Source organism: Ensifer sp. ENS02, from assembly GCF_014851885.1.
Taxonomy (GTDB): Bacteria; Pseudomonadota; Alphaproteobacteria; order Rhizobiales; family Rhizobiaceae; genus Ensifer; species Ensifer adhaerens.
The window spans coordinates 285,597-298,450 of the sequence record NZ_JACVAO010000005.1 but is presented as its reverse complement, the minus strand read 5'-3'; the positions used below and the strand labels follow the sequence as shown (position 1 = coordinate 298,450).

Here is a 12,854-nt window from a genome sequence, read left to right as displayed (position 1 = left end):
ACCGGATTGACCGGTCCTGCAGCCGTCAAAGGCGGACTTCGACCTCAAACCCCTGCGTCTTGCCGCGCGCCGGCGAAGCGATGAGCAATTGGCCCTGCATCTGCGCGACCAGCCGCTCAACGATGGCAAGCCCGAGCCCGGAACCGGAGGCCTCGGTCGGCCCGCGGACGAAGCGCTTGGTCAGGTTGGCGCGGACGTCCTCGGCGACAACAGCGCTTTCGTTCGTGACGCGGATACCCATTGGGTCGACATGGAGATCGACCCGGCTGCCCGGCGGACTGTGGATCAGGGCGTTTTCGAGAAGATTGCGCAAGACGATCGCAAAGGCGTCCACGCGGATCGGCCGTTCAAGTACGGTGCCCTTGGCGACCTGAACGTTCAGGCGGTTGGCGCCGAGCGCGGATCGCTCCAGATCCTGCATCACGACCATCAACACCGGCAGCAGATCGTGCTGCTCGTCCGAAATGGCAATCTCCGCTTCGGCGCGCGACATCTGCAGCAACTTCTCGGCAAGCCGGCTCAGATGCACGAGCGCACGTTCAATCTGGGCGGTTCGCGGTTGGTATGCCGGCGGCACCTCGCGCGCCAGCCGTTGGGTCTGCGCGAGCGCACCGGCAATCGGGGTCCGCAGCTCATGGGCGCTGTTCGAGGTGAATTCCCTCTCCGCCTCTAGGCACGCCTTCAGCCGCGCCAGAAGCAGGTTCACGGAACGCGCGATCGCCCGCAGTTCGCGCGGCAGCGTCGCCTCGTCGATCGGCGCCAGATTACCGCTGTCCTTGGTCAGGATATCGTCGCGCAGCTGCGACACGGGCGACAGCGTGCTGCGAACGACGAAGACAATCGCAAGGATGCTGCCCGGTATCAGCACGAGCAGCGGCAAAAGCAGCGCCGTTCCGCCTTCCATGAGCGCTTCTGTGCGATGTTCGATCGCATCGGCAACTTGCACATAGAGTGATCCGTCAGTCGTTCCGGCCGTGTAGATCCGATGGGTGGGGGTCTGCGAGAAGCCGGTCGCAAGGGGAACCGCGAAGGGCTCCGGCGCGCCGTCGTCAAACAGCACGCGGCCGTCGCGGTCGCGCACCTGGTAGGTAAGGAATTGCGAATTGAGCGCGGGCGCCGTAACCGACGCCTGGGCCAAGCCGCTGGGCGCGTCCCTCGTCGTCTCGTTAGCCACGATCTGCAACAATCGTTCGGCGGTTTCCTGCACGCCGCTGTCGAAGATTTCGGTGAACTCGTCCTGCATCACATAGACGCCAAGCCCGAGCGCAACAAACCAGAAGAGGGCGACGACGCTGGTGAGCGCAATGGCCAGTCTGCGGGTCATGCTCCTCTTGTCGGACATGCGATCACCTGAGGCAGTAGCCGAGGCCGCGCACGGTCTCGATCCGGTCAGACCCGATCTTCTTGCGCAGGCGGCTGATATAGACCTCGACCGTATTGCTTTCGATCTCGGCACCGAAGGCGTAAAGCGCATCGTGCAACTGCGCCTTCGACACGAGGGCGCCGGGATGCGCGGCCAGCTTGTCCAAAACGGCCCATTCCCGAGCGCTCAGGCTCTGGCTGTCGCCATTAACGGCGATCTTGCGGTGAACCTGGTCGATCTCGATGCCGGGCAGCTTGACCGTCGGCGTCGCGTTGCCCGTATAGCGCCTGGAAACGGCCAGCATGCGGGCCGTCAGTTCATTGAGATCGAAGGGCTTGACCAGATAGTCGTCCGCCCCGCTGTTGAGCCCCTCGATCCGGTCGGATATTTGGTCGTGCGCCGTCAGAATGATTACGGGCGTGCCATCGCCGCGCGCGCGGAGAGCGCGCAGGAGCGTCAGCCCTTCGCCATCGGGCAATCGCAGATCGAGCAGGAGTAGTCCGTAGGTTACCGTATCGGTCGCCGCCACCGCATCGAGGATGCGCTTGAACCAATCGACCGCGTGGCCGGCGGCGGCGACATGGTCGCGCAGCGCCTCCCCCAGAACCTGATCGTCTTCGACTAGTAGGACTCTCAAGATATCACCGGACACTTGTTCGTCCTTGCCTAGGGTCGATCGGGGATGGCCGTCAAGTCCTTGAGCGCCCAAGCGGCGAAATGCGGTGAGGCTGCCCGTCTCGGCCGCCGCATACAGGGCGCAAGAATGGGAGGATTTCAGGAGGCGACGGGATCGCGAAAAGCCCCGCGCCTCTTCTTGTAGCTGATCACCGCCGTCGCGATCCCGACCAGAGCCATCGCGCCGCCAAGAACGGCCAGGACGCCAACATTCCGGCCTGATGGCTCGTAGGTCGCGAGCTTGTACATCTCCGTTCCGAGCACCGCGATCATGGCCGCCGAGACGGTCGAATAGTCCTTGCCGACGACACGTCTGATGTTGAACGCCATGCCTTCCGTGGATTGGCTGAAGTTTGAAAGGCGCAGCGCCCAGCGCGGCACGTCACGGCAATAGACCTGATAGGCTTCGCCGAAGGTGCGAAGAAGAAAAGCCTCCTCCGCATAGACAATGCATTGGTACATGAAGGCAAAGAGCCCGATGCCGATCACGATGAGCAGCGGGTTGCCGTGCAGCAGGAAAACGCCGCAGTAGAGCAGCATGTTGCCGACATAGAGCGGGTTCCGGCAAACGCCGAACATGCCCTCGGTTACCAGGTCCTTGGCGTAGACCCTCTTTTTCAGGCCGCCACGCTGGATGTACTTATAGCCGACGACCGTCGCGCGAAGCGCGAGGCCTGCCAGAATGACCAGGATCGCGACCGCGTCCTTGGCCAGCGTCAGCAGCGGGTTGTCCAAGACCAACGCCGGCGGCGGCATCAGCAGGAACAACACCACGATGATCGCGGGAAAAAGCTGGTTGCGGAAGCGGAAGAGAAAATTGCCGATCGCGATCATGGTCGGTCCGTCCTACTTGATCGCGACAATGCCGCAGAAATTATACCAGCGGAAAAAGACCTCGACGCTGCGGAAACCCACTTCCTTCAGCAGCTGGAAATTTTCCTCCAGGCGGTACGGAATGAGCACGTTTTCAAGCGCCTCGCGCTTCCTGGCGATCTCGATCTCGGAATAGCCGTTGCGGCGCTTGTAGTCGTAGTAGTGCTCGATGAACAAGCGGTTGAACGTCGAGTCTTCGCTGGTCAGCTTCTCGACGAGCAGCAGAGCGCCGCGCTCGTTGAGGCCGTCATAGATCGAGCGCATGACGCGCTCGCGGTAGAGGGGGCGCACGAACTGCAAGGTCAGAAGCATCAGGACGACGCTGGCATTGTGGATTTCGATGCCGTGGTGCAGGTCGCCGCCCCTGAGATCAATCGCCCGGTTGGAATTTGCCTGGACGATCTTTTCCTTCGCCTTCTCGATCATGTCGGGAGCGTTGTCGATGCCGACGAAGCGCACGGCGGGATCAACCATGGCGTCGAGCCCGAGCAGCGTCGTCGCGGTCGAGCAACCGATGTCGTAGAGGTTGGTATCGGCTTCGGCAAAGTCGCTGGCGAGTTCGCAAACCATCCGCTGGATTTCGCCGTAGTAGGGAACCGATCGGCTGACCATGTCGTCGAAGACGGCGGCCACGGTTGCATTGAAGGCGAAGTCGCCGACATTCTGGTCCGGTGCGGCGAAAACCTCGTCCCGGCGGTGGTTGTTGTCGTGCACGTGTAGATGCGGGGCCTTGCCAACCATTCGCACTTTCCTTTCTTTTCCGGAGCACGCCAAAGGAGAGGGCAATCGCCTCTGTCCCCGGAGCGATCGATGCACCACACAAGCCACCCTAACCTGACACGAACCTGAAAGGTTTGGCCGCAGTGGGTTCGGCAGATCGGGGTGCCGGGCGGGGATCACGGCGTGATCACGCGATTTTGCCGGCAGGTGCGCGCGCTTTTGTCGATAATCGGCGGCGCGAAACCGGAGCAACGACCATGCGGCCGAGACTAAGGTGTACAGCGTTGATCGCCAGCCTCGTCATGTCGACGGCCGCTATGGCGTGGGCCGCGGAGCTGCCACGCTCCGGCGAGCCGACATTCGACCGGGTGATCGAACTCGTGAACGCGAACTTCTATGACGGCAAGGCGCTCGACCGTTTCAATACCACCGCCCAGGCCGAGATCACGGATCCCGTTGCGGCACTATCCAGGACGAGCGCGTCTTCCCGCGTCGATGCGGCGATCGCGTCCGTCCTTGCAAGTCTCGGGGTTTCCCATACCGGACGTTTCAAAGCCGACACGATCGACTATTTCGAGCTCGCCGACATTTTTCGCTTCGCCATCCGTGACGATATGCGGCGTCTTTTTCCGCCGGATGGCGCCGCGCGCTATCCCGGCATCGGCATGGTGACGACGGTTAAGAATGGGCAGCGGTTCGTCAGCGATGTTTATGACGGATCGGCTGCAAAGAAGGCGGGCCTCCTCGTTGGCGACCAGATCCTTTCGGTCGACGGGCAGGCTTATCATGAGATCGGATCCTTCGAAGACAAGGTCGGCCGCACGGTCGAACTTCGGCTCCGCCGCCACCGCGATGCGGAGCCATTGTCGCTGCAGGTTCCGGTCGAAAGCTTACGACCACTTCAAATGTTCGAGCGCGCGATCGAAGAGAGCATCGCACTGGTCGAGACCGGCGGCCGGAAGGTCGGCTATGTGCGGCTCTGGACCCTTTCCACGCGAAACGGGCTCAATCTCGTCGCCGAGGCGCTTTCGAGCGGCCGCTTGAAGGATGCGGAAGGCCTCGTCGTCGACCTGCGCGGACGCTGGGGCGGCGGGCCGGCAGACGCAGCCGAGTTTCTGGTCGGTGGTACGCCGACGTTCCGGCTGATTCCACGCCGGGGCGAAGCCACGCTTGCCAATTTCCGCTGGCAAAAGCCTGTGGTCGCGCTGATCGACAACGGAACCCGCAGCGGCCTCGAACTCTTTGCCTACACGCTGCGGCAACACGGGATCACGCTCGTCGGCGAGCGGACGGCCGGTGCTCTGCTTGCCGGTCGTGCCTATTTGCTACCGGACGACAGCCTCTTGGAAGTGGCGGTTTCGGATGCGGTCATCGGCGACAAGCTAAGGCTTGAGGGGGTGGGCATCGCGCCGGATGTGCAGATGGCCTTTCCGCTTGCCTATGCGGCCGGCAAGGATCCGCAGCGGGAAGCCGCGATCGCTGAGATGGTTCGCGTTCTCCAAGCCACGTCGGCGCCCGAAACCGCGCCGGCGCAAGAACCGGCCGCAACCCGGTGACGCCCCGCAGGACTATAGCGTCAGCCGATGCCGCCGCCTGAGACGATCTCCCGCCCGGGCCTGACAACTTCATTCACTAACAGGTCCAGGGCGTAACGGCGAAGGTGCCGCGGGGCGCGGCCGCATCTCGAACGAGAACGCAGCTCGCCTCGAAGGGGGCATACAACCAATTGTGCGGATCGAGCGCGACAGAATCTGCCCTTTCGATGCCTGCGACGCGCCAGGCAAACTCAGACGCAATCCGAAACAGGGCGCCGAAACAGCCGTCGACGTGGAGCCAGAGGTCTTGCTCGGTCGCCAGATCGGCGAGAGCTTGACTGTCATCGAAATGGCGCCCGTGTTCACCGTCCCGGCATTGGCGATCGCGCCGCGCAAGGCATCAATATTGATGCGCAGGTCCGCATCCGTCCCGATGCCTCCATCCTAAATGCTCTCAATCTGATCTAGGCGATCTACTTCATAACCCACGTGGGCTTTGTCGGCCCGATCGTACCCGTTCGCAAATAAAATCAGCAATTGCGGGAACCGTTCCAGTGAAATCGATTTCGCTCTTAAACGCACCAAAGTGGATTTCCGGGATCTCGGTCGCTTTAGGCTCCTCCACTACCACCGTGCCGCCAGCCTCCTTAATGGCCCTCAGTCCTAGCCTTCCATCCTTCAACAGCCCTGTAAGGGTTACACCAATTACCCGTCTCCCGGCGCTATGGGCGAGTGACGTAAAGAGCGCATCTATCGTGTACCCTCGGTAATATCCGTCGGCGAGGAGGTGCGTGCGGGGTCCGGACCCGACGGTCAGGAGCTTGTCCGGCGGTCCGACGAAGCAAGCCCCTATCTCAAGGGGAGCTCCCTCGATTGGAACAACAACACGCAAATGGGCCACCCGCCTCAAAGTCTCTGGCAGAAAGCTATCGGGGAATGGCGAGCGGTGAAGAACCACTAGGACGGCCGCCGACAGGTTTTCCGGCAGTCGCCCAACGAGATCCGTGACGCCTTCTACCCCTCCAGCAGGCGCGCCAATTGCCACAATGTCAGGTCTCATGATTCAAACTGATACCAGCGCTACGATATATTAGGTGTAGCTTATTTTACCGCACTGCGCGACATCATTTCAACAGGCGACGCGCGAGGCGTCGCCATGCGCGAACGCCCAGTCTAGCGATCAGCGCATAGCGCTGAGGGCGGACATAGCGGATGTTTGTGGGACCACTTATCGACTGCATTTACCGTCGAATCCCGCTGCGAAGCAGTTCTGGTCGCTAACCTCCTGTCGAACGCGCGCCAGATTGCGGTAACGAAGCAGGGGCTGCCGGACAGTTACTCGCGTAAAGATCTATGTATCGGCCCGTCGACCAGGGATCGCGGTCTCTCGTACTTCGCATCCGAAGAAGCACATCTTGAAGGCATCTCTGGACAACTCAAGGCCGGCTCGTCGGCAAAGCAGACGTCCTTCGCCCGCAGAAAGCGAGAATTCGGCTTGCTACAAACGGCTTGATTTCGTCGACAAGCGGCAGTCGACAACCGTATGGACCTGAAGGATAATACCCACATGGCACGAGAAAATGACACGGTTTCACCTAGAGGGGCGGAGTATACCGCAAGCCTTCGACGGGCAACGCTCTTCCTTGGGTTCCTTTACCAGTTGATGCAGTTCGTCATCAGCAACACGCTCTGGGCTTCCCTCGGATACGACCCAATAGCGATCTTGCCGATCACGCTCATCCTAATGCTGAGCGGAACACTCATGTCCTATGCGATGGCGGCGGTGCTCTTTCGCTTCCGTGACCAGTCTATCCTCTTCAAGCTTCTGCTCGGCTCCGCCCTGTCGCTCGGCGCCGGAGCGATCAACGCCGGCGTCGATTTCCTCAGTCATGGGCTGATTGAGCATGGCGACCAGATCGGGACTGTCTGGACCAACGTTAGCTACAACGTCATCTATTGCACAGCGCTGTTTCACGGATGGGCTTTTCTCTACATCGCGCTTCTGGCGAATTTCGAACTACGCGAGCGACGCTGACTGTGCAAATGCGGGCGCTGTGCTACCAGGTCAATCCGCGCTTTCCGTTCAATAGCCCGGCGATTTTTGGCGTTACTACAACCAGACCTCCTACCCTGGCGGCATATTCTTGGCCGCGGAAGAGACAGTCTGAATGCTCCGAAAGAGCGATTGCGCCGAATTTAAGGACGCCATAATATAACTGAAACGAGCTGAGAGTAGCGAAAGTGCAGGACTCGGAGTGGCGGACCTCGCAGGCGCGCGCATAACCATTATTGTTCCTGCACTCGGCGCCGGCGGCACCGAGCACGTCGTCAGTCTCGTTGCCAGCCACTGGGCCTGTCTCGGCTGCACCGTCACGGTGATTACGCTCGAAGCGCCGACCTCCGAACCCTATTACAGGCTCGATCCGCGCGTCACCATCGAGCGGCTTGACGTGCCGGTTCAGAAGGCCGGCAAGCTGCGGGCCGCCTGGCTGGTGGCAAGGCGGCTCTACCGACTGCGCTCGACGATCAGCCGCACCCGCCCCGACTTCGTGCTGAGCTTCCTGACGCGCACGAACGTGTTGACGCTGCTCGCAACACGAGGCCTCAGGCTTCCGGTGATCGTGTCCGAGCGCAACAACCCCGCGGTGCAGCCCTTTGGCCCCTTATGGAAATGGCTGCAGCTTCGCCTCTACCCGCGCGCTTTTGCGCTGGTGACCATGACCAAAGGCGCACTGGATTATTTCCCGCCGAATGTGCGCCGCTCCGGCTGCGTGATCGCCAATGCGATCAATCTGCCCGACGGCTGGCAAAAGAAGCGCGGCAACAATGTGCTCACCGCCGTCGGGCGCCTGACTGAGCAAAAGGGCTTCGATCTGCTGCTCGAAGCCTTCGCCAAGGTGGCCAGCGACCACCCCGAATGGAAGCTCGTCATCTGGGGCGAAGGCGAGGCGAGAAAAGCGCTGGAAACCCAGCGTGACGCGCTCGGGTTGGCCGATCGGGTGGAAATGCCCGGCGTCACCGCAAAACCCGGCCTCTGGGTCGAAACCGCCGACCTCTTTGTCCTGTCATCCCGCTACGAAGGCTGGGGCATCGCCCTGCTCGAAGCCATGGCCGCAGGCCTTCCCGTCGTCTCCTTCGCCTGCGAATGGGGCCCGACCGACATGATCGCCAACGGCGACGACGGCATCCTCGTCGAAAACGGCGACATCAACGCCCTGGCCGAAGCCCTCTCCAACCTGATGGGCGACGAGACGTTGCGCTCCCACCTTTCCGCCAAAGCCGAAGCCAATGCCCGGCGCTACGATGCCGAGCATATCCTTTCGCTATGGGACACCGTCGCGTTGGCGGCGCGAGAACACTCAGCCGGACGCAAAACCGAAATTCTGCGCCGTCCCCGTCTTCGGCTAGACGCTTGATGCTCGCTTGCAGGGAGCCCAGTGTTGAAGTCCGCGCGGAGTGCGCATGCGAGATCGACATCGCCAAGAGGTCGCTTGTTCTGTTGAGAGCACAGACAAGAACTCGGTGCCCTCAATTGCGGAAAATTCGGTCGCTCTTTGGATGGCCTGTCGCTCTGTTCAAACCATCCCGCTACGGATTCACCGAGATTTCCTCCAATTCATCGACGTCCGTCGACCACCTTGACTCGTGCAACCCACGATATAATCTTATTTAAGTAAATATCGATGTTACAGAGGCCACGCATGTCGACATCGGTCACCTATTCGCGTCCACGGTATAAATCCGGCCCCCGGCAGCACAAGCTATTCCCCTGTTCGAACTGTGGCAGGCTATGGAATGCGTAAGGAAACGAAGGTCAAGGGAAGGGCCAAAGTAGATCAGCACATTCATCATTGCGCGCAGCTTCGAGATCGCAACTTGACGTCGCCGTCCAATGGCCTGGTGTTCACCTGCGGACTGCCTCGGTTCACCACTGACGCGTTTGATGGGCAGATCATCGCGTGGGCGGCGGTAGTTGGAAGCAGTCGAGAAACGCTTCGGTGGCAGGCATGGCTCCACATTCCATCGAATATCTGCCTACACAGCAAGGGAAACAAAGGCGTCTGCTCAGGCCCTCAATCTGGTCCCACACTTCACGCCGGTCGCCAGCCCTCAATCAAGCGGTATGTCGAAGGCTTTCGTCAAAATCCTGAAACGCGACTATACGCATCTCGCATTCCCGACGCTGACAAGCACGTAACTCGATAGATGGATAGAGGTTTACAACGGAATCCATCGCCGTTTGGCGCAGAAAGTGGATCTCCCAGGGAACTAATCTGTATTAATAGCTCACTCCTCCTGGAGAAATGGGGCGCACGCTGGCGCTTCGTCAGAGAAGCTCGGGAGCAGTATATGTAAATAAATATCTACACGACTTTAGTGAGTTACCTGAAAATTTAAAAGAATTATCCAATCGGACGTTAGCGCGATGGGTTCTAGAAAAACTTCGGCGATCTTATGTGGGGCACTTGCATCCTATTGGCTGCTGAGCCCAGTCTACGCGGTTTGGCATTTCGATGAGTATGCCTCCACCGGCCCCCTCCTCGTGCGATACGTTCTCGTCCCTACGGCATTCGCGCTGACCGTCCTTTGTGTGGGACTCCGTGCTCCCCCAAGGGTGGCAACCGGCGTGGGTATCTACGGCTTAAGTGTCCTGATGGGGCTTTTTCTCTTCGAGGCGCTGCTCACCCTGCGCTCCATACCGGTTCGTCTATCGATGCTCGGGCAGCTATCACAGCAGCAAAGCGAGGCGATGGCGCAACGGGAAGACATGGTCCGAGGATTCACGCTCGCACAGCTCAACCAGCTATCCGGCGCAACCAAATTGCGCGAAGCGATTCTGTCAGGCTTCCCGAAGACGCAGGTCGTGCTTTGCTCTGGACCGGATAGTATTGTTAGTTACCGCGCCGATCGGTACGGCTTCAATAATCCAGATGCACTGTATGAGACAACGCATTTAGAATCGATGTTGCTAGGTGATTCTTTCGTTGAGGGCTTTTGTTTGCGTCCGGAAGAAAACATGGTGTCGCAGCTGCGCCGAAAAGGCGTTCATGCCATCGGCATGGGAATTCGCGGTAACGGACCGCTGACAGAGCTGGCGACGCTGGGGCGGTTTGGCCCGATGTTCAAACCACGCCACGTTTTTATGGTCTTTTTTGAGGGCAATGACTGGGAAAACCTCCAAGCCGAACTAGGGCGGCCCTGGCTGCTTCCGGCTCTCGTCGAAAGCGCCGATTTTGGAACGCCTTCAACCGCGAACGAGATGATGCAGCGCGCTAAGTCGATGATGGACGATATCAATAGCCGGCCAGTAACAGCCGCCGACCTGTTTACAAAAACTGAGATCCTTCGGAATTTCATCGCGCTGCAGCAAACTTTCACCCGACTGGGCCTAATCTTTCCGAAAGCGACGCCCGCGATTCCCGAGTTTGGCGAAGCCCTCCGGAGAGCAAAGACCATCGCGATGGGCTGGAGCGGGTCATTCACATTGGTCTATGTGCCGCAGCTCGACCGATATATCGGACCTCTGTCCGCGGCGCACGCGTATGAACCGCTGCGAACTCGGGTTCTGGGAAGCGCTTCCGCGGCAGGGGTAGACGTAATCGATCTAACGTCAGCACTCGAGAAAGAACTCCAACCAGAAACCTTTTATGGGCCGGACGGACATTTCAACAGCCGGGGCGCTGCATTCGCCGCCACGATTTTGGCCCGCCATTTGCGGGACCTCGGGGTAGTGCCTTCGGTAGCCAACATTAAACCTTAGCGGTGTCGTTTTTCAGCTTTCATTGCAGCCAGGCAAACAGACTGGCGACGCCGCGTCAGTACCCAGTGAGAACAAAAAGTTGGAGAGACACGCTGCGGCAGCATGCGATCTCGCTGGTCGGCGAGCGGATGGCCGGTGCTTTGCTTGCCGGCCGTGCGTGCGTATGTGCTACCGGACGACAGCCTCTTGGAAGTGGCGGTTTCGGATGCGGTCATCGGCGACGAGCTGAGGCTTGAGGGGGTGGGCATCGCGCGGATGTGCAGATGGCCTTTCCGCTTGCCTATGCGGCCGGCAAGGATCCGCAGCGGGAAGCCGCGATCGCTGAGATGGTTCGCGTGCTCCAAGCCGCGCCGGCGCCAGAAACCCTGCCGGCGCAAGAACCGGCCGCAACCCGGTGACGCTTGGAGCCTCGCAGAACTATGTGTCAGCCGATGCCGCCGCCTGCGACAATCTCCCGTCCGAGTCTCACAACTTCGCGCACAAACAGGTCCAGGTCCTCCCGTCGCGTCCGGTGATTGTTGACTGCCACGCGCAGGCAATGCTTGCCGTGTACCGTCGTGTCGGAGATGACGGCGGTCCCCTCGTCCTGAAGCCGCAGCATGATTTCCGTGTTCACTGCCTTCAATCGCTCAGGCGTCATTTCCTCCGGATGGTAACGGAAGCAGACGATGTTGATGTTGGTCGGCGCCACGAGTTCGAGTTGGGGCTCTGCCTCGACGAGGCCGCTCAGATAATGGCCTTGAGCAACATTCTGGTCGACGAGGCGGCCAAACTTCTCGATGCCGTGCTCCATCAGCGACACCCAGATTTTCAGGGCACGAAAACCACGCGACGTCTGCAGGCCATAGTCATAGAGCCAGGGCGCCGAAGCGAGACCCCGCACGGTTGACTCCAGATATTCCGGCGTAACGGCGAAGGTGCCGCGGTGCGCGGCCGCATCGCGAACGAGGACGCAGCCTGCCTCGAAGGGCGCATGCAGCCATTTATGCGGGTCCAGCGCGATGGAATCTGCCCTTTCGATGCCTGCGACACGCCAGGCATTCTCGGGCGCGATCCGGAGCAGAGCGCCGATACAGCCGTCGACGTGGAGCCAGAGGCCAAACTCTGCAGCCAGATCGGCGAGAGCCTGGATGTCATCGATGGCGCCGGTATTCACCGTTCCGGCATTGGCGATGATGCAGATGGGCAGCCGACCGGACGCGCGATCCTGCTCGATCGCACGGCGCAAGGCCGCGATATCGATGCGCAACTCGGCATCCGTCGCAACGCGCCGGAGGGCGCGGTCGCCGAGGCCGAACAGTTCCACCGCCTTGCGATGGCAACTGTGGCTCTGGTCCGAACCGTAGAAGCAGAGCGGCCGATCGCCGATGCCATGCGCACGCACATCGATCCCGGCTTTGACGTTGCGGGCAACCGTCAGGCCGACAATGTTGGCGACCGAGCCGCCGCTGACGAGCGTGCCGCTGGCCGTCGTCGGAAACCCCAGCATTTCCTTGCACCAATTGACGACCTGTTGGTCCATGAGTGCGGCGGCATGGTTGCCGCCGCCGACGTTCGACCCCTGGACGGCAGCAAGAAATTCGCCAAGCGCCCCGGTGAAGTTTCCCGACCCCATGTACCAGGCCCAGAAGCGGGGGTGGATGTTGCCCATGGGATAGCCGAGCACGTTTTCCGCGACCGACGCGTAGATCTCTTCGAGCGGCTTTGGTGTCCTGGGAAGCGGGGCAGAAAAGCTCTCCCGCACCATATCGGGCATGTTGCGCCATACCGGCCGTTCCCGGACCTGGCTGAGATAGTCTATCGCATCGTCGACGATGCGATGCGACAGAGCCCGCAATTCAGCCCAGTCTTGCGGGTCGAGCGTTTCCTCCACCCTGCTGGACGCTGCCGATCGCTTGTCCATGGAAACCTCCCCTCCCCGTCGTTC

At 60.6% G+C, this 12,854-nt stretch carries 9 protein-coding genes and 3 pseudogenes; 6 read left to right on the top strand and 6 right to left on the bottom strand.

Features of this window, described 5'->3' with window-relative positions:
- Positions 1–25 precede the first annotated feature (25 nt).
- The 4 genes from IB262_RS13065 to cmoA all read right to left on the bottom strand — a co-directional run bounded on the left by IB262_RS13065 (position 26) and on the right by cmoA (position 3,652).
- The gene (locus IB262_RS13065; protein WP_192493645.1) at positions 26–1,342 is read right to left on the bottom strand and encodes an ATP-binding protein; all 1,317 of its coding nucleotides are present in this window, start codon (positions 1,340–1,342) and stop codon (positions 26–28) included.
- Positions 1,343–1,346: 4 nt separating this feature from the next.
- Positions 1,347–2,000: a response regulator transcription factor gene (locus tag IB262_RS13060; protein WP_113080085.1), complete on the bottom strand. Its 654-nt coding sequence runs from the start codon at positions 1,998–2,000 to the stop codon at positions 1,347–1,349.
- Between the two features lie 137 nt (positions 2,001–2,137).
- Positions 2,138–2,872, bottom strand: a complete 735-nt coding sequence (locus tag IB262_RS13055) for an isoprenylcysteine carboxylmethyltransferase family protein (protein WP_113080067.1) — start codon at positions 2,870–2,872, stop codon at positions 2,138–2,140.
- Positions 2,873–2,884: 12 nt separating this feature from the next.
- Positions 2,885–3,652: a carboxy-S-adenosyl-L-methionine synthase CmoA gene (gene cmoA, locus IB262_RS13050; protein ID WP_089044824.1), complete on the bottom strand. Its 768-nt coding sequence runs from the start codon at positions 3,650–3,652 to the stop codon at positions 2,885–2,887.
- A gap of 281 nt (positions 3,653–3,933) precedes the next feature.
- Here cmoA and IB262_RS13045 point away from each other — a divergent pair, with 281 nt between their 5' ends.
- The gene (locus IB262_RS13045) at positions 3,934–5,187 is read left to right on the top strand and encodes a S41 family peptidase (protein ID WP_246802639.1); all 1,254 of its coding nucleotides are present in this window, start codon (positions 3,934–3,936) and stop codon (positions 5,185–5,187) included.
- A gap of 88 nt (positions 5,188–5,275) precedes the next feature.
- On the opposite strand, the pseudogene IB262_RS13040 reads toward IB262_RS13045, so the two are convergent.
- A pseudogene (locus IB262_RS13040) lies at positions 5,276–5,601 on the bottom strand (pyridoxal-dependent decarboxylase); the annotation flags it as partial.
- Between the two features lie 1,132 nt (positions 5,602–6,733).
- On the opposite strand from IB262_RS13040, the gene IB262_RS13030 reads away from it, so the two are divergent.
- From IB262_RS13030 to IB262_RS35950, 5 genes and pseudogenes are all read left to right on the top strand, one after another.
- On the top strand, positions 6,734–7,201 hold the full coding sequence (locus IB262_RS13030; RefSeq protein WP_162728869.1) for a hypothetical protein: 468 nt from the start codon (positions 6,734–6,736) through the stop codon (positions 7,199–7,201).
- Between the two features lie 181 nt (positions 7,202–7,382).
- Positions 7,383–8,582 carry a glycosyltransferase family 4 protein gene (locus tag IB262_RS13025; RefSeq protein WP_089044820.1) on the top strand — a complete coding sequence of 400 codons (1,200 nt, stop codon included), beginning with the start codon at positions 7,383–7,385 and terminating at the stop codon, positions 8,580–8,582.
- A gap of 614 nt (positions 8,583–9,196) precedes the next feature.
- Positions 9,197–9,340, top strand: a pseudogene (locus tag IB262_RS13020) (IS3 family transposase); the annotation flags it as partial.
- A 453-nt stretch (positions 9,341–9,793) separates the two neighbouring features.
- Positions 9,794–10,927: an SGNH/GDSL hydrolase family protein gene (locus tag IB262_RS13015; protein WP_250806612.1), complete on the top strand. Its 1,134-nt coding sequence runs from the start codon at positions 9,794–9,796 to the stop codon at positions 10,925–10,927.
- 92 nt (positions 10,928–11,019) lie between these two features.
- Positions 11,020–11,325, top strand: a pseudogene (locus tag IB262_RS35950) (hypothetical protein); the annotation flags it as partial.
- 26 nt (positions 11,326–11,351) lie between these two features.
- Here IB262_RS35950 and IB262_RS13010 read toward each other — a convergent pair.
- Entirely contained in the window at positions 11,352–12,830 is a 1,479-nt protein-coding gene (locus tag IB262_RS13010; RefSeq protein WP_192493644.1) for an aspartate aminotransferase family protein, read from the bottom strand.
- Between the last annotated feature and the right edge of the window lie 24 nt (positions 12,831–12,854).